Origin of the sequence: Candidatus Tisiphia endosymbiont of Stenodema calcarata (genome assembly GCF_964030695.1) — a bacterium.
Classification (GTDB): Bacteria; Pseudomonadota; Alphaproteobacteria; order Rickettsiales; family Rickettsiaceae; genus Tisiphia.
This window is the reverse complement of sequence record NZ_OZ034911.1, coordinates 258608-281472: the sequence shown is the minus strand read 5'-3', so window position 1 is coordinate 281472 and position 22865 is coordinate 258608. Positions and strand designations below refer to the sequence as shown.

Annotated in this window: 20 protein-coding genes and 1 pseudogene; 14 read left to right on the top strand and 7 right to left on the bottom strand. The window is 32.4% G+C overall.

All coding sequences use genetic code 11. The features are described 5' to 3' along the window. The first annotated feature begins 136 nt into the window (after nucleotides 1-136). The 6 genes from ACQH1W_RS01345 (at nucleotide 137) to ACQH1W_RS01320 (ending at nucleotide 7656) form a co-directional block, all read left to right on the top strand. Nucleotides 137-1636 carry an Npt1/Npt2 family nucleotide transporter gene (locus ACQH1W_RS01345; protein WP_425361083.1) on the top strand — a complete coding sequence of 500 codons (1500 nt, stop codon included), beginning with the start codon at nucleotides 137-139 and terminating at the stop codon, nucleotides 1634-1636. A gap of 252 nt (nucleotides 1637-1888) precedes the next feature. Next, nucleotides 1889-2140 (top strand): CopG family antitoxin, encoded by a 252-nt coding sequence (locus ACQH1W_RS01340; RefSeq protein ID WP_341760806.1) that lies wholly within the window; start codon nucleotides 1889-1891, stop codon nucleotides 2138-2140. Nucleotides 2141-2157: 17 nt separating this feature from the next. Continuing rightward, nucleotides 2158-2430 carry a hypothetical protein gene (locus ACQH1W_RS01335; protein ID WP_341760805.1) on the top strand — a complete coding sequence of 91 codons (273 nt, stop codon included), beginning with the start codon at nucleotides 2158-2160 and terminating at the stop codon, nucleotides 2428-2430. 600 nt (nucleotides 2431-3030) lie between these two features. Beyond that, nucleotides 3031-4542: a leucyl aminopeptidase gene (locus ACQH1W_RS01330; protein WP_375332440.1), complete on the top strand. Its 1512-nt coding sequence runs from the start codon at nucleotides 3031-3033 to the stop codon at nucleotides 4540-4542. Next, nucleotides 4532-5341 (top strand): division plane positioning ATPase MipZ, encoded by an 810-nt coding sequence (locus ACQH1W_RS01325; RefSeq protein ID WP_375332441.1) that lies wholly within the window; start codon nucleotides 4532-4534, stop codon nucleotides 5339-5341. Before ACQH1W_RS01330 ends, ACQH1W_RS01325 begins: the two co-directional genes overlap by 11 nt. 86 nt (nucleotides 5342-5427) lie before the next feature. After that, nucleotides 5428-7656, top strand: a complete 2229-nt coding sequence (locus ACQH1W_RS01320; RefSeq protein WP_375332442.1) for a Sca4 family protein — start codon at nucleotides 5428-5430, stop codon at nucleotides 7654-7656. Here ACQH1W_RS01320 and ACQH1W_RS01315 read toward each other — a convergent pair. Further along, nucleotides 7653-8897, bottom strand: coding sequence for an AmpG family muropeptide MFS transporter (locus ACQH1W_RS01315; RefSeq protein ID WP_341762435.1), 1245 nt, complete (start codon nucleotides 8895-8897; stop codon nucleotides 7653-7655). The genes ACQH1W_RS01320 and ACQH1W_RS01315 overlap by 4 nt on opposite strands. A 442-nt stretch (nucleotides 8898-9339) precedes the next feature. Here ACQH1W_RS01315 and ykgO point away from each other — a divergent pair, with 442 nt between their 5' ends. Further along, on the top strand, nucleotides 9340-9465 hold the full coding sequence (gene ykgO, locus ACQH1W_RS01310; RefSeq protein WP_094648811.1) for a type B 50S ribosomal protein L36: 126 nt from the start codon (nucleotides 9340-9342) through the stop codon (nucleotides 9463-9465). Between the two features lie 181 nt (nucleotides 9466-9646). Here the strand turns inward: ykgO and ACQH1W_RS01305 are convergent, their stop codons facing one another. Then, a complete protein-coding gene (locus ACQH1W_RS01305) occupies nucleotides 9647-10315 on the bottom strand; it encodes a hypothetical protein (RefSeq protein ID WP_341762436.1) in 669 nt (222 codons plus the stop codon). Nucleotides 10316-10335: 20 nt separating this feature from the next. Continuing rightward, complete coding sequence (gene rph, locus ACQH1W_RS01300) at nucleotides 10336-11061, bottom strand: ribonuclease PH (protein WP_375332443.1); 726 nt, start codon at nucleotides 11059-11061, stop codon at nucleotides 10336-10338. Nucleotides 11062-11153: 92 nt separating this feature from the next. On the opposite strand from rph, the gene grpE reads away from it, so the two are divergent. The 7 genes from grpE (at nucleotide 11154) to ACQH1W_RS01265 (ending at nucleotide 18856) form a co-directional block, all read left to right on the top strand. Then, nucleotides 11154-11735, top strand: coding sequence for a nucleotide exchange factor GrpE (gene grpE / locus ACQH1W_RS01295; RefSeq protein WP_341762438.1), 582 nt, complete (start codon nucleotides 11154-11156; stop codon nucleotides 11733-11735). A gap of 19 nt (nucleotides 11736-11754) precedes the next feature. Beyond that, entirely contained in the window at nucleotides 11755-12801 is a 1047-nt protein-coding gene (locus ACQH1W_RS01290; RefSeq protein ID WP_375332444.1) for an AI-2E family transporter, read from the top strand. A gap of 9 nt (nucleotides 12802-12810) precedes the next feature. Beyond that, on the top strand, nucleotides 12811-13473 hold the full coding sequence (locus ACQH1W_RS01285) for an HdaA/DnaA family protein (RefSeq protein WP_375332445.1): 663 nt from the start codon (nucleotides 12811-12813) through the stop codon (nucleotides 13471-13473). Between the two features lie 127 nt (nucleotides 13474-13600). After that, nucleotides 13601-15019 (top strand): sigma-54-dependent transcriptional regulator, encoded by a 1419-nt coding sequence (locus ACQH1W_RS01280; protein WP_341761336.1) that lies wholly within the window; start codon nucleotides 13601-13603, stop codon nucleotides 15017-15019. Continuing rightward, nucleotides 15003-15581 carry a biotin transporter BioY gene (locus ACQH1W_RS01275; protein ID WP_375332446.1) on the top strand — a complete coding sequence of 193 codons (579 nt, stop codon included), beginning with the start codon at nucleotides 15003-15005 and terminating at the stop codon, nucleotides 15579-15581. Before ACQH1W_RS01280 ends, ACQH1W_RS01275 begins: the two co-directional genes overlap by 17 nt. Continuing rightward, nucleotides 15571-17433 carry a pentapeptide repeat-containing protein gene (locus ACQH1W_RS01270; protein ID WP_375332447.1) on the top strand — a complete coding sequence of 621 codons (1863 nt, stop codon included), beginning with the start codon at nucleotides 15571-15573 and terminating at the stop codon, nucleotides 17431-17433. The genes ACQH1W_RS01275 and ACQH1W_RS01270 overlap by 11 nt, the downstream gene beginning before the upstream one ends. Before the next feature lie 295 nt (nucleotides 17434-17728). Continuing rightward, nucleotides 17729-18856, top strand: a complete 1128-nt coding sequence (locus tag ACQH1W_RS01265) for a patatin-like phospholipase family protein (RefSeq protein WP_375332448.1) — start codon at nucleotides 17729-17731, stop codon at nucleotides 18854-18856. Nucleotides 18857-19168: 312 nt separating this feature from the next. Here the strand turns inward: ACQH1W_RS01265 and ACQH1W_RS01260 are convergent, their stop codons facing one another. The 4 genes and pseudogenes from ACQH1W_RS01260 to ACQH1W_RS01245 form a co-directional block, all read right to left on the bottom strand. Next, nucleotides 19169-20149 (bottom strand): pyruvate dehydrogenase complex E1 component subunit beta, encoded by a 981-nt coding sequence (locus ACQH1W_RS01260; protein ID WP_425361082.1) that lies wholly within the window; start codon nucleotides 20147-20149, stop codon nucleotides 19169-19171. Nucleotides 20150-20157: 8 nt separating this feature from the next. Then, entirely contained in the window at nucleotides 20158-21138 is a 981-nt protein-coding gene (gene pdhA, locus ACQH1W_RS01255) for a pyruvate dehydrogenase (acetyl-transferring) E1 component subunit alpha (RefSeq protein WP_341762444.1), read from the bottom strand. A gap of 223 nt (nucleotides 21139-21361) precedes the next feature. Then, a pseudogene (locus ACQH1W_RS01250) lies at nucleotides 21362-21976 on the bottom strand (septal ring lytic transglycosylase RlpA family protein); the annotation flags it as partial. Between the two features lie 72 nt (nucleotides 21977-22048). After that, on the bottom strand, nucleotides 22049-22651 hold the full coding sequence (locus tag ACQH1W_RS01245; protein WP_341762445.1) for a BON domain-containing protein: 603 nt from the start codon (nucleotides 22649-22651) through the stop codon (nucleotides 22049-22051). Nucleotides 22652-22865 lie beyond the last annotated feature (214 nt).

Below are 22865 nucleotides of genomic sequence, written 5' to 3'. Positions count from 1 at the left end.
TAAATATCTTGACATAGGGAGGCTAATAATATATAAGTTCCTAACTTTCTTTGGTTTTCATAATAGCCTTAAGCCATTATAGAGAAATTCTTGAACATGTCCTCAAGTTTTTTTTTTGTCTTAGGGAATCCTTATTATGACTAGTATACAGTCAAACTTATTTAAAAGCAAATTCAGAACTATATTTTGGCCTATCCATAATCATGAACTTGGAAAATTCATACCTATGTGCGGTCTGATGTTTTGTGTCCTATTCAATCAAAACATATTAAGAATTTTAAAAGATAGTATTTTAATTTCAGAGATTAGTGCTGAAGTAGTAAGTTTTACTAAAGTTTATTGTGTAACACCTGCAGCAACTTTATTCGTTATAATCTATGCTAAGATGCTTAATCATTTTAGTTTTGAAAAGATTTTTTGCTATTTAATCACTTTCTTTGTTGGATTCTTCATTCTTTTTGCTTTCATTATTTATCCAAATGTCGATATTTTCCATATTAATCCACATTCGCTAGAACAAGTTATGGGGGCTTATCCTCATCTTAAATGGTATATAGCTTTAATTGGTAATTGGAGTTATATGGTTTTCTATACATTATCTGAACTTTGGCCAAATATCTTTTATGTTTTACTTTTTTGGCAGTTTGCTAATGAACTTACTACAACAGAAGAAGCAAAAAGGTTTTACACGCTTTTTTCATTATTTGGCAATTCTTCTTTAATATTTGTGGGCTTTTTGATGATGAACTTATCATCTGAGAACAGTATTGCTAAATATTTCTTAACCGTATCGGACAACAAAACTACACTTATAAAAATATCAACAAGTCTCGTGGTAGTTTCTGCTGTTATATCATGTTTACTTGTAAAATTTATTACTAAAAATGTTTTTACAAATCCAACATTTTATGCAAATGCTAAAAGTGGTAGATCCACTAAAGAAGGAATGGGTTTAATTGAAAGTTTTAAATATATAACAAGATCAAAATATTTATGGTTAATGCTAATTTGCTCTGCTGCCTTTGGTTTATCAATGAATTTGGTAGAAGCAGTATGGAAAGCAAAAATTAAGGAATTATATCCCACTGTTAATAGTTATGCAGAATTCAATAGTCTTTACATTCTTTGGACTGGAGTTGCTATTATGGTAATGACTATAATAGGCAATAATATAATGCGTAGCCATGGCTGGTTTGTTGCTGCAGTAATTCCACCAATTGTCATGATGATTACTGGTATATTGTTTTTTATCTTAATCGTATTTGACCACCAAGTATTATCGATATTTGATAGTAGCATTCTCATGACACCCTTAGCTCTTGCGGTGTCAATTGGTGCTTTACAAAACATTCTAGTGAAAGGTAGTAAATATTCAATTTGGGATACCTCAAGAGAAATGTTATATATTCCTCTTGACCAAGAGCTAAAGACAAAAGGTAAGGCAGCTGTAGACGTCATTAGCTCGAAGGTTGGTAAATCTTCGAGCGGTTTAATACAGTCAATTATTTTCACATTAATACCAACAGCCACTTTTAGCTCTATATCACCATTTTTAATGGTGGTATTTACCATTGTTTGTATTATATGGATTCACTCGGTAAGAAAAATATACTTTGAGTATAAGAAAATTGCCTAGCCCACTTACTATGCATACTCAGGTAGAACTTCAAGAATTGGCGTTCCCGCGACCAAAGATCGAAGCTGCTCCGTTACTCATGTACGCCTAGCAGCTCGACTTTGCTACTGCCTAGCTCTTCTTGAAGTATACTATCGTCTACCAACTCTTCATTTACGAGCAGTACACTATTGTTCGCTTATCGAATTCGCGTATAATGTATTGACATAGTATGTACTATTTATTATTATATTAAATAAAATATATGAAACTATGAGCTACAAATTAGATAAATATGAGCAGGAGATAGAGATTAATTTTGAAAAACAACCCAGTATTAAAAATCAAAATGATATTAAACTATTTCAAAATGCAGCTAAAACACACCTAAAGAGAAAGTATCCTATTACTATAAGAGTAGCTGAGCAGGATATTGAAGCTATAAAAATTAAGGCTTCAAAACTTGGGTTAGCATATCAAACATATATTAATATGTTAATTCATAAAGAAGCCACAAAATTGTAGTTATTAGGTAGTTTAAGTTGATTAAATTCAGATATAATTATGAAAAGAATTCAAAATTGTTGCTTGAAAGGGGAATAGGTTTTGAAGAAATAATTCAAGCTATAGCAGATGGGAATCTATTAGATATAACTAAACATCATAATCAAGAACAATATCCTGATCAGCAAATTCTATATGTAAGGATACTAACTGAAATATATGCTGTACCTTATATAAAAGAAGATGATAACACTATTTTCCTGAAAACACTATTTCCAAGTAGAAAAGCAAGAAAGAAATTTTTAGCTTAAGGGTTATAGGTAAAATTATATTCAGACAAAATTAAATACTAATTTAAAAAAAACTAATTAACCTCATTAGTTTGATGTAAGACATCGGTTTAATAGCATAGGTGTCATCAACCACAACTGTCGAAAGTTAAAATCGTCATCGCGATGAGCTTTGTAAGCCCTAAACCGTCATCGCGAGGCGTCGACAGACGCCGTAGCGATCTAGGTAAACAGCGAAGCTGTTTTTTAGAGTAACGCTTCGCGTATTCTAGATTGCCGCGTCGCTGTGCTTTGCACAGCTCCTCGCAATGACTCCTATGCACGATGACGATTTTTTAACTTTCAACAGTTGCGGGGTTTATTGATAAAAATACGTTGCAACTTATACATTAATTTATTAACTAGAAATAAATTATAATATTTATTTCTATATACTCTAGCACAAAAAAATAATTGAAATTAATCACTTTTCTACTTAGTGGAAGATAATTTTAGAATATAATATTTAAAGACTTAAAGAATTACTTTATTAATTAGTGGGTTTTTTATATACTTCCATTATTCAGATTATTACGCTTACAAAAAGAATATATAAAATTAGCCTCTCAAAAATAGGAATTTATGCTCAATAACATTAACTTTATAAGTAAAGAATTATCAAATAATCAAGCAACTGTAGTTTTTATTAACGAACAACTGAAATTAGACAATGAGTTATTGCTACTTGACCAACAACATCATGGTTTAATTTCTAAAACTATTCAGAATAAATTAGTATTTGCTGGAAAATTTGGACAAATTAAAATTGTTAATTCTATCGGTAAGGATGGAGAGATAAGATATTTAATTATAGTTGGTATTGGTGATGAAACAAAACTAAAGCCCTCTTGTATTGAGGAGATCGGGGGAAAAATTTTATCCAGTAGTACTTGCTGTAAAATTAGAACTATTGGTATAAAAATCTCTCATCATATTGGACAATATGAGCCAGCTGTTGTGGCGATGCTTATAGCTAGCGGCTGTTTGCTTACTTCATATAAATTTGATAAATACAAAACTAAACAAAGCGAAATAGAAAAATTCGTCGTAGAATCTCTTGAAATTTCTACAAACAACAACTCTAAGGCAGAAGAATTATTTAATGATAAGAGATTATTAGCCAAAGCGGTATTTTTTGCTAGAGATATAGTTAATGAACCAGCCAATATCAAAACTCCTTTATCTTACTCGGAAAAGATATTAGAGCATCTTGAACCATTAGGAGTTGAAATTACCATTATCGGTGAAAGAGAAATGAAAAACCTTGGTATGGGGGCTTTGCTTGGTGTTGGACAAGGTTCACAGAATGAATCTAAACTGGTAGTAATGCAGTATAATGGTTTGGATGATGATACGCCTCCCGTAGCTTTTGTTGGTAAAGGAGTTACTTTTGATAGTGGTGGTATTTCACTTAAACCAGCAGCAAATATGGGAGACATGAAATATGATATGGCTGGCTCAGCAGCAGTAGTTGGAGCAATCATGGCTTTGGCTAGCCGCACAGCAAAAGTTAACGTTGTTGGCGTAGTCGGTCTTGTAGAAAACATGCCTTCAGGTAACGCTCAAAGACCAGGAGATGTGGTAACCACTATGTCCAAACAAACAGTAGTGGTGGATAATACTGATGCAGAAGGCAGGTTAGTCTTGGCTGATGCAATTTGGTATACTCAAGAAAAGTTCAAACCTCAATGTGTAATTGATCTTGCTACCCTTACCGGGGCTATTGTTGTAGCTCTTGGCAAAACTTACGGTGGATGTTTTTCCAATAATGATGAGCTAGCTAATAAACTAATAGAGGTTGGTAATAAAGTTAATGAGAAATTATGGCGTATGCCTCTACATAAAGATTTTGATGAAATGATTAAATCTGACATTGCTGATCTTGCAAATATTGGTAACGTCCCTGGAGCAGCTGGCAGCTCTACAGCAGCTCAGTTCATCGGACATTTTATTAAGGAAAATGTAGCTTGGGCTCATCTTGATATTGCTGGTGTTGCCTATAATAAAACAGGTAATCCTCTTGGTCCTAAAGGAGCAGTAGGTTACGGCGTAAGGCTTCTTAACCAATTTATCCAAGACAGTTATGAAAAATAATCAACCAAATCGCATATTTGTAGTTGGTAATGAAAAAGGTGGAGCTGGTAAAACTACCTGCTCCATGCATCTTATTACTGCCTTACTTTATAATGGTCATACGGTAGCTAGTATTGATACTGATGCACGTCAGGGTTCTTTAACAAATTATTTAAAGAATAGGGCTGACTATAATCTAAAAAATCCGGATAAAACGGTTGCTATTCCTCAGCATGTTCATTTAACTGAAAGTCAAGAACAAGTCATTAACCTTAAAGAAGAGGACGAAAAAACTAGGTTTGAACAAATATTTGAACAGGCAAAAAAAGCAGATTATGTAGTAATCGATACACCAGGAAGCTACTCTTTCTTATCAAGGCTAGCTCACTCTTATGCTGATACTATAATTACGCCAATTAATGATAGTTTCCTTGATTTTGATGTACTAGGTAAAGTTAATGCTAACAATTTGTCAATTATTACTCCGTCAATCTATAGCCAAATGGTTTGGGAACAAAAAATGCAGAAGGCTAACCGTAATGGCAAAACAATTAATTGGATTGTAATGCGTAATAGATTAAGCAACTTGGATGCAGTAAACAAAAGGAATGTTGCTACTTCTCTTGAACAATTAGCAAAAAGAATTAGCTTTAAAATTGCCCCAGGCTTTAGTGAAAGAGTAATTTTTCGGGAATTATTTTTACAAGGGTTAACATTACTCGACTTAACAACAGCTAATCATGGCAAAACACTTAGTATATCTCACGTAGCTGCTCGACAAGAATTACGAAATTTTTTAAACTTTCTTGAAATTATTTGAGTGTATAATCAATATAACCATTAGTTCGATATCAAAATAAATATTTTTATATCGAACTAACGGTAAAAAAAATCCAAGAGGATAATATGGCAATAGTACCATTGATATCACAATTTGTCGGTTGGAAATATTTGGCAAAGAAGTCACTTGGAGCTAATGATGGTGGAGAATTAGGAGGAATATACAAAAGTTCCGATGACCTTCTATCCATGATTAAAAGCGAAGGGGATTCTCGAAAAAATATATCAGAGTTTTTGGGCTCGCAAATTTTTCAAGCAACAAATCCAAATCATGGAGCTAAAGTCTCTCTCACTGTGCCTGATCATCTTACCGAAAAAGTACATCAGGAAGGAGGGCTTCAAAGTGATGGCACTGAGGTATATGTACGGTCTGAATTTTTTAAGAATTATAGTGGTGACATGTATGTAGATATGGATGAACACATGTCTACAAAAACTAAACCAAGTGGTTGGCTTCGAAAAGATGGGGGAAGACCGATTTTCATGGGGACAAGAGAATTATTATCTAATACTTTAAGCAAAGCTTTTGAAGAACTTCATTATAGTTCTTTTGATAAAATAGCTCCAACTAGCTTATTAATAGGTGACTTTGATATTCATACAGGTAACATAGGAGTTATAAGAGACCCAGAAGATTCTACCATTCCTCCCAAACTAGTTCGTATAGATTTTGCTGGAAGTCTTGACAAATTAGAGGATAACATACATCCATATTCTTGGTCTAGACATCTACCATTACTAGGCCCAACTAACCATTTTAGGGAATTCCCAAGTAAATTAAGTCACAATGATTCATTTGTAAAAGGTTTACTTGATACTGCACAAGTCGATTTAAATAAGACTATCGATGACAGTTTTGCAGAATTATCAAAATATTATAGTGACAAAGCACTAGCAAATTGGGCAAAAATGGCAATGAGTCAAAAATTTAAGAATATCCCCCTAGAAAACATAAAGGTTGCCGATATTAAAGATGCCTTTAAGGAAACTATGCAAAAAAGACAACAATCATTAAAAGAGTATGGATTGCAAATTAAATTGGGTCTTTTAGTAACAAAAGGAAAAATTAACACACCAAAATTACGAGAATTAGTCCAAGAACATCCCGATTATTTTAACAATATAATCAACCAAACCAAAAAATTAAAATTAAGAAAAGAAACTAAAATAGAGTATATTTTAGGCTATAAAGCCCGAGAAATATTATTAATTAAAGAAATAGCAAAAATATTACAAGAAGAAAAACAGCTACTGACCAAAAAAATAAGCGATCTTGAACCATCTATGCAAAGTTCTAGAAAAGCACTAGACGTTATGCATACTAGCAAAACAACAACCACTAATGTTCAATCCTCAACCTCCAAAGTGGATTCTATAACATTAGCCTTTAGACAAGAAATTATTGCCAAACAACAGGCAATATTACAACACGTCCTTGCTGAAGCAAATATTAAGACAGATAAAGGAGTTGCAGCTGCAGGGCTTGCTACTAATTCTCAGGAGTTTAAAGAGTTTGTAGAAAATAACAACGAATTAATAAAAAAGGCTTGGGCTGCCCCTAGTGTAAAAGCAAATATAGCACAAGCCATGCATGATGAAGTACAAAGTTATGCTAAAGTCCTGCAGGCTAATCATTTTGAACCTTTAACTTGGAACGAACAAGAAACAGTAACAAACACAACCTCTACTAGGTCAAGGGTTATTAAAGTCAAAGATGAAGAATTATTTAAATTAATAGAAAATAATATAAAGACCTCTACGAAAGTAATGTTAGAAGATGGCGTAACAGAGAGAGAGATTAGTAATTATCGAAATATTAATCTACCATTAACAATCAAGCCATCTAATACAACTGTCCATCTTTCGTTTCCGGTACAAAACGAGAAAGGTGAAAATATTGCAAGCTCGAAAGCACTTTATTTTACTACTCACTATAACGAGCAAGGAAAACTAGTGGAAATAACCAACCCATTATCACTAAAGTTTGCTGGGGATGGTAAAGATGCTATAGGATATATACAAAGAGGGAATAATATCTACACTATCCCTGTAACCAAATGTCAATATGAAGCAATGGTACAAGAAGTAGCAAAAAATAAAGAATATAATATCAATATGTCACAAGCTATTATTCTCCCTGAGGCAAGCGACTCTATAGGTGAATTAACGCAGATTCAGAGTAGCTTAAAACGTCATGTGAACAACACTCCACCTGAAACAGAAACAGTAGTATCAAAAACACAAAAGACATTATCCCGACACCAACAACGTGATAGAACTCATGGTTACATTTAATACTTCATTTTTGCTTTTAGTAATGAACTGATTTTTAGTAGCAGAAGTAGAGAAGGAATTGTGATTATAATAATAAATGTAAAAAAGCTTTTCCATCCGAATTGTACGACAATATATCCTGAAAGAGCTGGAAAAATCGATCTTGAAAATCCCATCATAGAAGAGAAAAATGAATATTGAGTGGCACGAAATTTGCCTGTGCATATTGAAGCTATAAAAGCAATGTAAGCTGTCATAGCCATCCCACAAGTTATACCTTCACAGGCTGCGGTAATAAAGAATAATGGTAAATTCTTGCCATAAATCTCATGCACAATTAATAAGGTGTGTGCAATTGCATGAATTACGCCAAATATCAGCAGGCTATCTAAGATATTCTTTTTTTTCATCACTAAGCTGGCTATTAGTCCGCCAATTATTGTAGATATTATGCCAAAAAATTTCCCTGCACTAGCTATTTCAAATTCGTTATAACCAAGATGTATTAAGAAGGGGTTCATCATCATAGTAATAAAATCATCTGGTAATCTATATAAAATAAGGAAAATTATTATTAAAAAGACTAAGGAGAAAGACCCTACAGGTCTTAAGATATTTTGTACAAAGTTTGAAATATTTATTTTATGATTTGGATAAGTTTTTGAGGCTAAGTCGTGTTTTAACCGCAAGATGCTCACAACTAAAATAGCAGAACAAACAAGTACAGAAATGGCAAAAATTTTATATATATTATTCCATCCTAAATAGCTTGATAGATAGATAGCTCCGGAACTTGAAATTAGCATACCGATACGCCAACCAAAAATATAAATTCCAGAAGCTGCTCCTTGAGATTCTTTTGCAATAATTTCGGTTCTGAAAGCCCCTAGTATACTATCTTTAGCTGAACTTAAAAATGATATTATCAAACCTACTAATGCAAACAATATTAGACTGTGGTGAGGATTCATGGTACTTAAAAGAAAAATAGCAAATGCCAACAAAATCTGGATCAGACAAATCCAAGATAATCTGTGACCAAGTAGTTTACTTAACCAACCTAACTGTATCGTATCAAAAATAGGAGCCCATAAAAAACTGATAGAATAAGGTATTGAGATAATAGCAAACATACCAATAGATTGTAAGTCAATATTTTCTTTGGCAAGCCAATAGTTTAAGGTATTACATGTAATCATTAAGGTAAATCCGCTAGTTAGACCAAACAACCAAATAACGAATAATTTTAAAGGAGTTAACATAAAATTAATATTGGAAAAAAGTTAGAATATAGTAATAATTTTTTTTATACAAGCTAGATTTCTCTACATCTATGCTAAGGCAGTTTAAAAATCACACTTTAAGGTTGAAAATCATGTAAACACAACTGCAGATGTCATTGCGAGAAGGCTTCCTAAAGCCGACGAAGCAATCCATAACATGGTTTGTTTATAGATTATTTTTCTAGATTGCTTCGCTATGCTCGCAATGACGTTTGTGATGTTGAATTTATACTTACTCAAGAATTATTTGAGTTTTTTACAATTTTAGGATGCGACTTTTAAATTACCCTAAAGAAGTTTTTAGGTTGACTGAATTGATAAAAAATATTATTATTACTTTTTTAAACTTAAGCTAGCGAAAGTTTTAAGGTTGATTTATCACTTTTTAGGTTTTTGCAAGTAATACCAAGGATAGTTTTATATGAAAGTTGTAAGCTCGTTAAAATCTTTAAAGAAAAGAGATAAAGATTGTCAGGTTGTAAAAAGAAAAGGTAAAATCCTTGTAATAAACAAGAAAATAAAAAGATTTAAAGCTAAGCAAGGCTAAACATAGTACCCTACATTTTTTGTGTAATCGTCATCGCGATGCACCTATAGACACCACAATCGTCATTGCGAGGAGCTGCAACAGCAGCGACGTGGCAATCTTTATGCAGTATTACGCCTCACTTTTCACTAGGTTATACAAAAAATGTAGGGTACTATAGTATTAACTACGAACGATGATATTAACGTCCAAGATGTTGAGTTGTTTTCTTTGTATCTTCTATTCTTTGTACAAATTTGGCAGTTGCAGTAGGAGTTTTCTTTTGTGTTTTTTCCTTAACTTCTTTAGTATTAAGTGTAATAGGTTTGCTGTCTACATGTTCTGAAAGGCCGTATTGTCCAACATTCTTGCCAGTTAATACATAAGTCACATAATCTATCATATGTTTTACAAAATTGCTAAGCCCCCCTATAGAATGAGCTTCTAATTGAAACCATGTTTTTCCGTCTTTCGTTTTTCCAACTAGAAATTCCCTAAATATTTCTCCAGCTTGTACTGATGCATCTGACTCAGCTTTGTTACCTCTATGATGTGAAGAGATTCGTTCTCTAACTAATCCCAAATCTTTTAAGGTATCATACATATCTCCATTGTCTTCAACCATTACATGAGCTCCTTTTAGAAAATCACCCGCATGCTGCAATACAACTTTTTCCATTATATCTATTATTACACCAGCTTTTTCAAGGCTACCCTTTGGATCTATAGAATCTTCAGGTGTTTTGATTATATTATCTATAAGTTTTTCTTTACTGTCTGCTGGATCTATATCAAGACCCAAAACACGATCAACTAAAAGACTTGTTAAATCTTCAATACTTAATTCTGAATATGCAGTAAATATAGTCATAAACATTCCATGTAAAAATATTAAATTGAGCTATTTAATAATATTTGGTTTTGTAACTTGAATAGATCAGAGGCGGCAGACCTCGCCAATTTTAGCATATCATAAAATTGCTCTTCGGAAAAGGGGTTTTTTTCTGCTGTGCTTTGAATTTCTATTATATTTCCATTGCCTGAGAAAACAAAATTGGCATCTACTTCCGCGTTACTATCCTCTAAATAATCAAGATCGACTATGGGCTGCCCTTTATATATACCGCATGAAATAGCGGCTACTTGGCTAATTAAAGGATTAGTTTTAAGTATTTTTCTAGCAATTAACGATCTAATCGCTAAATGAAGTGCAATATAGCTACCAGTAATTGCCGCTGTTCTAGTTCCACCATCGGCATTAATTACATCACAATCAATAATAATTTGTTTTTCTCCTAAGGCTTTTAGATCAATTGCGGCACGCATCGATCTACCAATTAATCTTTGAATTTCTTGCGTCCTACCTGACTGCTTTCCTTGCGTCGATTCACGCTTTATACGCTGGTGGGTTGAATTTGGTAACATACCATATTCGGCAGTTATCCAGCCCTGATTTTGCCCACGTAAAAATGGCGGTAAACTTGCCTCATAGGTTGCACTACATATTACATGGGTATTGCCACACTTAATAAGGCACGAACCACAAGCATTAAGTAGAACTGATGGTTCAATTGAAATATTGCGTAATTGATTATTCTTTCTATTAAAAGCTCTCATGGATTATTACTTAATTAAAATTGACTTGAAAATACAAAGATTTACACTATATGTTAAGAAAATAGATTTTTGCAAGAAAAAAGGCTGTAAATATGGAAAAACAACAGGAGAAGAATAATGATAACCAAGAAATTAAAGTTGATAATGATGCTCAGCTAGTAAATGAAATAGAGGAAGATACTACAGATACCCTGATTTTGCAAAATAGTTTGCAAGAGATTGCTAGCTTGAAAAGTCAAATTGAAATTTTACAGGATAAACTGTTAAGGACAATAGCTGAATCTGACAATACTAGGAAACGTTTAGAAAAATTAATTGAAGAAGCAAAAGACTATGCAATTTTCTCTTTTGCTAAAGATCTGCTCAGTGTTAATGATAATCTTTCTAGAGCTTTGGAGCATAAACCACAAAATACGGAAGGTGATCTAGCTAGTATTATTACCGGGGTAGAAATGACTAAAAATGAGTTGACTAGCATACTAAAAAAGCACGGTTTAGAATCAATAGAACCATTATTAGGAGAAAAGTTTGATTACAATATACATCATGCGATTTCACAAGTAGTATCAGATGAATATGATCAAGATAGTATTATAGGTATTATGCAATCAGGCTACAAGATAAAAGATAGGTTAATTAGACCTGCTATAGTACAAGTGTCGAAAAAAACATGAATAAAGAAAAGGCATAATCTTGGATAAAGTTATTTTTTGGGTTATTGTTATTGGAACTGTTATAGTAACTTTGACTTTGATCTCTGATATATTGACGCCATTTCTTATAGCTGGGGTAATATCATATATATTACATCCTATAATTGATAATTTCTCATTACGATATAAACTATCTAGAACTATAATAGTTTCGGTAATTTCTTTGCTGTTTTTCAGTATTTTTACTATAGTGGTTGTGGTAGTGTTGCCTATCATATATCAACAAACAACTCTACTTATTAGTAAGATTCCTGCTTATAAAGATTACTTACAAACTGAATTAATACCGGTTATTACGGCAAAAGTTTACTCAATAGATCCAAATATTGCCGATAAGATAAAAGATTCTATTAGTAATTTTGTTAATGGCATATTTTTGCTTATCACAGGTCTTGCTAATAATATTTGGCATGTGACAAAGATAACAATCAATTTATTTATGTTAATTTTATTAATACCGCTTATATTGTTTTATTTTTTACGGGATTGGCTAATAATGGCAAAGAATATAGACCTCTTGCTACCTTTAAAAGGTAAAAAGAGAATTCAAGAAATATTATCAGCAATTAATTGTTCCTTATCTGCTTATATAAGAGGACAACTAAATGTTTGTTTATTATTATCAGTTTATTATGGAATCTCTTTATCGATTCTTGGCGTAGATCTAGGGGTATTATTAGGGATTTTATCTGGTTTCTCAATAATTATACCATTCGTTGGAGTTTTTATATCCTTTTCTCTTACCATGATTATTAGTTATTTTGCTTTTGGTATGGTCAATAAATTATTTTATATAATAATTATCTATTTGATTGGTCTAATAGTTGAGGGGTATATTTTATCACCGAAAATCATAGGTGATAAGATAGGATTACATCCTCTTTGGATAATATTTGCGGTTCTAGCACTGGGTAACCTATTTGGCTTTATTGGTATATTTTTTGCTGTGCCAATTGCTAGTATAATAAAAGTTTTGTTTTTAGCCGCTATCGATTTTTATAAATCCAGTAAGTTTTATAAAACTTAAACATTAATTATGCCAAACTCCCAACAATATATATTACCATTATTTAGTAATGATCTATATGCTCTAGATAATTTTATTAATTCACTTTCTAATCAAGTTGCATACAATTCAATCAAAAACTGGTCTGTATCTTGGGGAAGTAAACCGTATGAGTTTACAGTTTTGATTTACGGACCACCATCCTCTGGTAAGACATATCTTAGTAAAATATGGCAAAATTTGTCGAATGCATTTTTTATAAAAAAAGATTTAGATATACTTAGTGCAGAAGATATAATGCAGTATAATGCTTTTATTATGGAAGATATAGAATTTTGGAATGAAAGGAAAGTTCTCCATTGTTTTAATTTAATAAGTGAGTGTCGTAAATATTTGTTGATGACTACAGGAAGTTTAGCTAGTAATTTTGTGTTACAGGATTTATCCTCAAGAATTAATGCTGTTGTAAGATTAGAAATAAACCAGCCTGATGATGAATTAATGACCAAGTTAATCTTTAAGTATTTTTCTGATCAATCGCTTAAGGTATCTGACTGTGTAATTGAATATTTATTAATTAATTTGCCGAGGCAATTTGATCAAATGATAAAATTATTAGGGGTAATAACGCATTTTGCATTAGTTCATAATCGAGCTATTACTGTTCCTCTTATAAAACAAGTTCTGAAATAGTATCGCCTTAGTGTGGACTTAATATATATAATTTTGATTATGTGGTAAAAATGTTATAAAAATTAGTTGATTTCTTTTATGTAAGCTATTAACGTATAATTTCAATAATTAGTTTTAGGAAAAATCAATGTCTATAGATGTTCTTGTTGTTGATGATGAAGCAGATATTAGAGATTTAGTCTCAGATATTTTAAAAGAAGAAGGATTTACTACCAAGACTGCTGCTAATAGTATTCAAACTTTTAAAATACTCCAAGAAAGAACCCCCTCGGCAATTATCCTAGATATTTGGCTTCAGGGTAGCGAACTTGATGGGCTTGGGATTTTGGAAATAGTAAAAAAACGCTATCCACTAATGCCTGTGATAGTTATTAGTGGACATGGTACTATTGAAACTGCCGTAAACGCTATCAAAATGGGTGCATATGACTATCTAGAAAAGCCATTTAGTCATGATAAGTTAGTAATTTTATTAAAAAGAGCCTGTGAAGCAGCTAAGTTAAAGCGTGAAAATCTTGATCTGAAATCAAAGGTTATTGATAAAACTGAGCTTATAGGTAACTCTCACATTACAACTAAGCTTAAGTCTGATATTGAAAAAGCTGCTTTAGCTACTAGTAGAGTATTGATTCAAGGTAAAATTGGTAGTGGTAAAGAACTAGCTGCTCGGTTAATTCATAAAAAATCAAAAAGGGCTAATGCTCCTTTCGTAATCTTTAGTCCAGTATGCATGAATCCTGACCGGATTCATCAAGAATTATTTGAAGGAATAGAGAACCAAGGCGTTATACGTCCTTCGATATTAGAAATAGTAAATAATGGTACTTTATACATAGATGAAATTAGTGGTTTGCCAGTTTCGGTACAAGTAAAATTGCTTAAATTTGTGCAAGATCAAATGTTTCATAAGGTAGGGGGAAGCAAAGCAATAAAATTAGATATAAGGATTATTGCTGCAACTTCTAAGGTTATACAAGAAGAAATAAGTAAAGGTGAACTATTGGAAGATTTATATCATCGCCTAAATGTTATTTCCTTAAAAGTACCATCTTTATATGATAGAAAAGATGACATGTCTGTATTAGTCAAATATTTTGTTAAGCAACTTGCTAAGTTTTCTGGTTTAAAAGCACGTGAATTTTCTGATGAAACTATTGCAGCTCTGCAAGTTTATAATTGGCCAAGTAATATAAGGCAATTACGCAATGTGATAGAATGGACTTTAATTATGAATCCACTATCTTCAAATAATAATGAAGTAATAAAACCATCTATGATACCACCAGAAATTCTAGTTAATAGTGCTAGTTCTGCAAAGCAGGAAGATAATGTTGATATGATGACCATGCCACTTCGAGAGGCAAGAGAGATTTTTGAAAGGCAATATTTAGCTGCTCAAATGTATAGGTTTAATAATAATATTTCTAAGACCTCATCCTTTGTAGGTATGGAACGTTCGGCTTTACATCGTAAATTGAAATTGCTCAATTTACATATTCCTAATAATAAATTTAACGAGGAGGAAATTTATGACAGTTACGAATAAGAAAACTCTAGCAAATTTTATAGCTAATAAGCATGCTGTAGTTGTTATTAAAGTGATGATGGGGGTAATAGCTCTCTTTGCTGGAGCTCAGATTATTATTCCTACCCAGCCAGTACCAGTATCTATGCAAACTGTGGTGGTTAGTATTATTGCTTTTACTTATAGCCCGCAACTGAGTTTTGCTACAGTTTTAACTTATCTTACAGCCGGAATAGTAGGGCTGCCAATGTTTACAAAATTATCCTGTGGTTTATATTTTCTTCTTGGTACAACAGGAGGTTATCTTATAGGAATGTTACTGGCAGCTCCTGTTATGGGTATACTTAATAGTAGGTTGTCTGAAAAATTTACTAAGAGATTTTTAGCAGGGTTTTTTAGCTGTCTTATTGGTCACGTTATAATTTACTTTTTGGGAGTTAGCTGGTTGGCAACAATTATAGGAATTAAACAAGCTATTTATAGTGGGTTTATAGTATTTATACCAACTGGTTTAGTGAAGATATTAATATTTTCTTCTTTATATCATTATATAACAGGTGTAAACAGAAAGAATGCTCTGTAATATCTTTAAGCAGCCTCGGTGTCATTCGAGCTACGGCGGGAATGACGTTAAAGGAAGCAAGAGTAACATCTCTTTTGTTGGCGAGTATTTTAAACTAAAATTCTTTATTCTAGCTTTACTTTTATTCCTTACCGGATGTTCGGATTCTCCGAGAGATGCAGATGGTTTGTTATCTAATAGTCAAAGTCTTGTTATTAGGAATTATATAATAGAGCAGAATAAAAATAAGGTACGAGTAAATATTAAAAGTAAATTTGGTTCAAATTTAAGGGGATTAAAATTATTAGGTGTTAAACTGATAGATGAAGATCTTTCTAGTGTTGATTTAAGTTTCTGTGAAATATCACGTGTGGACTTCTCAGGAGCAAATTTTGAGAATGCAGTTCTAACGAAATCTGTAATTCAAGAAAGTGATCTCTCTAATACTAGATTAAAAAATATATCAGCTTATGGCTCAGATTTTCAAGCATCTATATTTGAAAATGCCCATTTGGAAAATAATAATTTTATTCAATCAAATTTTGAGGACACTGATTTTATCAAAGCTAATTTAGAAAATGTTAATTTTGAAAATGCCAATCTTATTAAAGTTGTATTTGATGATAGTATTATAAGTAAATCTAATTTTCAGAAAAGCAATTTAGGAAAAAGTAGTTTTAAAAAGGCAGTTATATCAAACTCTATTTTTTATGGTACAGATTTGCGGCAAATATTAGCTAATTACGCTAGTATCACTGATTGTTATTGTGAATCTGTAGATCTAACAGGGGTGGATTTTACTGGAGCGATTATTAATAATTCAGATTTTACTCATGGTATTATTAATCAGGCTCAATTAAAAAATATAAAGCTTACTAACTCGTTATTCTCTTTTTCTTCTTTTCAGTCTGCGAATTTTACCAATGCAATTATTGAAAGTTGTAATTTTGAAAATACCAATTTTAATAATGCACAATTGCAGCAAGTGCAAATTCAAAAGAGTATTATGGATAATACTCACTTTAATAACACTAGCATAAAGGACCTATCAATAAAGAATTGCAGTAGCATTTTGCTTAAGTTAAATAAAATTAATATTGTTAATAGCGATATTGAGAATAGTAATCTTACTGGTATATTACTGAATAATAGCTATGTCAAACAAGCAACTGTTATTAATTCTGATTTGACTAATAGTGAGTTAATAAACTCTAATTTCTCTAGTACTCAATTTAATAAGGTGAATTTTACTAAAGTGCTTATGCAGAATACTGTTTTAAATAGTACCAAATTTGTTGATAGTCATCTTTATCAAATGGCTATCATAAATTCAGATTTGTCAAAAGTGACCTTTGATAATTCATCAATTATAAATTCTCAACTAAATAATGTGAGCTATAAAGATGATAATTTTGTTAATTCAGATTTTAATAGAAATATTGTATTAAATAGTCCAGACTTTGATAAGCTTAAGTCAGCAAATATTATATATTCTGTAAAAGATTTAGAGCAGGTAAAAGACTTATCAAATATGAATTTACAAGATTTAAATTTACTAGATCTTGTATTTAATCAAACTATTTTTTCAGGTTCTGTTCTTAAAAGGGTAGATTTATCTAATTCTAAGCTTCAGAGTTGTATATTACAAAATACTGACTTAACTATGGCAAATCTAAATAACACAGATTTTAGTAAATCATCGCTTATCGGTAGCAAATTAGAATCTGCCAAACTTTATAATACAAATTTTAATGATACTGATTTAACAAATGTTAATTTCATTAAAGCCTTTGTTAGTAAAATATCTTTAGTTAATGCAAAGCTGGATGGAACTAAAGGCCTTGATGGTCAGGGCAGTAAAAATATAGAATAATATAACCTACGCGAATTTAGGATAAGAATTTGTCAATTCTTATCCTAAATTCGGTGAAATTATCGAAACAATCAGATTTGAGACGGCTCTGCATCTGATTGTTAAATTAATATTTTGCTAAAAACATGATTTTAATCTTTTAAAATCATGTTTTTAGCTTTAGAAAGGTTTAAAATGCATTCGCGTTAGCCGCTTTAAGAATGCATTTTTCCTTATATTAAAGCTAATTTGTGATAAGAATTAACTAATTCTTATCACAAATTGGGGTAAATCAATTAAATATTTTTAGGTTATTATGAAAAATGTCATAGTATTTTTACTTATATTAGTAGTATTTACTGCTTGTACTCCTAGAAAACAGATACAATATAGCAAAAAAGGCTCTCCTTTAATTTCTGCCAACTTATGTCCTTTAGTAACAAAAAATATATCTATTCTTAAAAATAAGAAGAAAGCTGTTAGAATACTATCAATAGATGGCGGTGGGGTTAAGGGTATTATACCAGCACGTATTGTTGCAGAGTTTGAAAATCGAAGTGGTAAACCTGCCAGTGAGTTATTCGACCTTATGGTAGGTACTTCTACAGGTGGACTTGTGGTGTTAGCTCTCGCTACACCTAATGAATCAGGACAGCCAAAATATAAAGCTTCTGACATTTTAGATCTATATATGCAAAAGTCTAAAGATATTTTTTACGCTTCCATGTTTAGAAAAATATATACTGGTTTTGGTCTTTGGGGACCAAAATACGATCGGAGTCAATATGACAAGATATTAATAGGGCTTTTTGGTAATACTAGGATGAGCCAACTAATAAACCCTACGGCTGTTACTTCCTATAATTTGGATACTGATTTACCACAGGTGTGGACTAGAAAGCAGGCACTTAAAGACCCTAATAATGATTTTCTGATAAGTGATATTGCAGTAGCTAGCAGTGCTGCCCCTATATTCTTTGCACCAAAGCTTCTAACTAATGCGTATAATAACAGCAGTTATCAAGTAGATGGGGGTATGTTTGCCAGTAATCCTGAGTTGACAGGTGTTAATTTAGCTTATGAGCTAGATGATACACTAACTCAAAAAGATATCGTACTTATATCACTTGGTACAGGATGGACAAAACTAGGCATAGAGTCGAAAAATTTATGTAAATCAGGGGTTATTGGTTGGGTACTAAAAGCTAATTTGATTAGCGGAATGATGAAAGCTCAAGGTTTGTATAATGCTGAATTAGGGGAATTTTATGGGAATTCCTGCCGCCTACAATTTGAGCTTGATAAAAAGACAAGTGCTATGGATAATGCTTCTAAAGCCAATCTGCTTGCGTTATTAAAGTCAACTGAAGATTACATTAATGCTAACTCTGATCTTATCGACCAAATTATTAGTATATTACTAAATACATCACCAAACTATTAAATTTAGTTTGGTAAATATGCAGGGAGATTTAAAAATCGTAATCAATAGTTGGTATTTATTTTGTAATCAGAAACAATACGGTGAGAAATAGTGCGTACATGGCAAAAAGATGTCATTCCCGCGTAGGTAGGAATCCATAATATCTAATAGCCTTTACAGACTATTTTTTGGATTCCCGCTTTTAGCTAGGGATGACATCGTTTTTGACCTTGTAAGTACCATTACTTACGTTGGCTTTTTAATCCACGCGGGTAATACCTACGCGGGAATAACATCGGTAGTGGTTAAACTGACGACCTTAATTCTTGAAGTTTACCTAGTATAACACACTTTCTTCACAGCACTAATAACATCTTCTATAGTTGGCAGTGCTAATTTCTCTAGATTAATAGCATATGGTAGAGGAACATCCTTACCTGAGATAATCTCTATAGGAGCATCTAGATAATCAAATGCTTGGTTCATTACCATACTAGCTATAGTTGCACCAACACCTGCAAAAAACCAGCCTTCTTCTATAACAACCAACCGATTAGTTTTTTTAACCGACTCTAATATAGTTTCTATATCTAAGGGCTTGATAGTTCTTAGGTCGATTACCTCACAGTTAATACCACTATCATACAAGCTATTTGCTGCATCTAAGGCCAACTTAACCTGCAAAGAAAATGTTACTATTGTGACATCATCACCTTCAATAAGTTTCTTAGCCTGACCAAATGGAATTGGTTCTATTATTTCTGGGACTTCAAAACTATGACCATAGAGAATTTCATTTTCTAGGAAAATAACCGGGTTATCGTCACGAATAGCAGTCATTAGAAGCCCTTTGTGATCTTCTGCACTATAGGGAGCTACTACCTTAAGCCCCGGAATATGACTATAACAAGCTGTATAATTGTGACTATGTTGGGCAGCGACTCGACTTGCTGCCCCATTTGGTCCACGAAATACTATTGGACATTTAATAGTTCCACCAGACATATAATGAGTTTTAGCTGCAGAGTTAACTATTTGATCCATTGCTTGCATGGCAAAATTAAATGTCATGAATTCAACAATGGGACGAAGCCCAGCAAATGCCGCTCCAATAGCCACGCCAGTAAAACCATGTTCTGTTATTGGCGTATCAATTACCCTTTTTGAACCAAACTGCTCTAATAACCCTTGGGTTATCTTATACGCTCCTTGGTACTGAGCAACTTCTTCTCCCATAATAAAGATACTATCATCTCTTAACATTTCTTCTTGCATTGCTGCGAGTAAGGCTTCCCGTACCGTCGTTTGTAACATGTTTCTACTCATTCAACGTAAATATTCGTATATAGCTCTTTTTCATCCGGTAAGGCTGATCTTTCTGAGAACTCAACTGCTTCTGCAATGACCTCTTTAACCTCTTTCTCAATTTCTTTTAACTGCTCTTCACTAGCATATTTTTTAGCCAAAATTATATTTTTCACTTGTGATAATGGGTCTTGTTCTTTATAGTTTTCCACTTCTTCCTTACTACGGTATTTACCTGGATCAGACATTGAATGTCCTCTGTAACGATAAGCATCCATTTCTAATATTATTGGTCCACCATCATTTCTAACAAACTCCGCAGCCTGCCGAACATAATCATAAACTGACTCTAACGACATACCATTTAGTCTAAATCCCGTAATACCACATGACTCCCCTTTCTTGTACAGGTCAGTCATAAAGGTAGAACGAGCTACTGAAGTACCCATTGAATATTGATTATTTTCAATAATATAAACTACAGGTAAGTGCCATAACGCCGCTAAATTAAAAGCTTCATATACTTGACCTTGATTAACTGCCCCATCTCCCAAGAAAGTAAAACATACATTATTAGTATTTCGATATTTCTCAGCAAAAGCTAGACCAGTACCTATAGGCACTTGAGCCCCTACAATACCATGTCCACCGTAAAATTTGTTTTCTACGTCAAACAGATGCATTGAACCACCCTTGCCTTTCGAGCAACCAGTCTCTTTACCCATCAGCTCTGCTAATACGTATTTTGCTTCAGTCCCTGCTGAAATAATATGAGCATGATCCCTGTAACTGGTAATAGTACTATCACCAGCCTGTTTTACTAAATCCACACCAGCAATTATTGCTTCTTGTCCAATATATAAGTGACAAAACCCACCTATTAGACCCATACCATAAAACTGCCCACATTTTTCTTCGAATCTTCTAAGCAACAACATCTTCCTGTAAGACTCAAGATACTGAGGACTATTTAATTTATATTTCCCAAAAACAATCATGTATACTCCTATAAACGCGAATTTGGGATAAGAATTTGTCAATTCTTATCTCAAATTCGGTGGAATTATCGAAACAATCAGATTTGAGACGGCTCTGCATCTGATTGTTAAATTAATATTTTGCTAAAAACATGATTTTAAAAGATTAAAATCATGTTTTTAGCTTTAAAAAGGTTTAAGAATTGGTTTTCCAATTTGGGCATACACTATAATACAAAAATCATCAAGGGTTAACTGCTAATTTATGTTTTAGATTTACTAATTTAATATGACAATTAACGCTACATTTAGGATTGGCTACTTTCTTTTTTGCAATACAATTTTCCTTAGGCTTTAAAGCAATATTATTCAAAAATTCTTTACTCTCCTTATGCATATATTGTACTCTAACCTTTGCTATACCTTGTTTTTTAAATCCTAAAATTTCAGCAGATTTTTCCGAAACATCTATAATACGGTTCTTTTTAAAAGGACCGCGATCATTAACCATAAGAATAAGAGATCTATTATTACTTAAGTTAGTCACTTTAACCAAACTAGGTAATGGCAAACTAGGATGGGCTGCACTTAGCATATGTTTATTATATGTATCACCATTTGCTGTTTTTTTTCCATGAAATTTATGCTTAGAACCATACCAAGATGCTATACCTACTTGGTTGCAATTAATATCTTCCTTAGGTTTATAAGTCTTACCTTTGATAGTATATTTTTTACCTATCTTATAATGCCCCTTATAATGAACATTTTTAGGATCTTCCTGCGATAATTTACGATATAGACTAGGCTTAGTAGAACAAGAGCTAAGCCCTATACAATAAACTAGCAACAAAAGAATATATCTAAGTTTCACTTTCATTTTTATCATATTTAACCTGAATTCGATATGACAAGTTATATCGAATTGAGATTATTTATTATCATTTTCTTCAGTTTCTTTTATTTTAACATGACAGACAACCCTTGCCACACCATTAATCTGGGAAGCAATAGAAGTAACTTTTTCTAATTCTTCCTCAGACCTTGCTATACCAAATATATATACTATATCATTCACTGTAACAATGGTATAATTTACCCATTTTATATCTCGGTTAACAAAAGTTCTAGCCTTGATCTGACTAGTAATCATAGCATCTTTAGTATATTGCACTAAGTCAAAATGATCACTTTTTTTATCTATTATTAGTTCGTTAATAACTTCACGAACTCCTTTTTCACCCCACACAATTTCTACAGCTTTTAATGCATCTTCTTTTTTGTCTATGATTCCAGTCAGTAGTACCCTACCCTGATTTACCTCAACCTTAATCTTAGTATATAATTCCCTGAAATTATTTTTTATAAAAGAAGCTTTGATTTTTGTAGCTATTTTTACGTCATCAATTGTCTCCGCAATTGATTGATCTTTTGCAACTGCAAGAGTAGAGGTAGTTGCTGCAGTAAAAACAGCTGGCAGACAACCTGTAAGCATGAAAGATAAGATTATAATAATAAAGTTAATTCTATACATAACCCTCCTTAAATCTACTAATTTAACCTCAAATATCGATGTAAGACATCGGTTTAATAGCCTATTGTGTCATTCCCATAACTGTTGAAAGTTTACAAACACCTATACCACAGCGTCTATTAGCGAGCGTAAGCGAAGCAATCTAGGAAACAATCTATAGATAAATGATGTTACTGGATTGCTTCGTCGACCTTACAGCCTCCTCGCAATGACG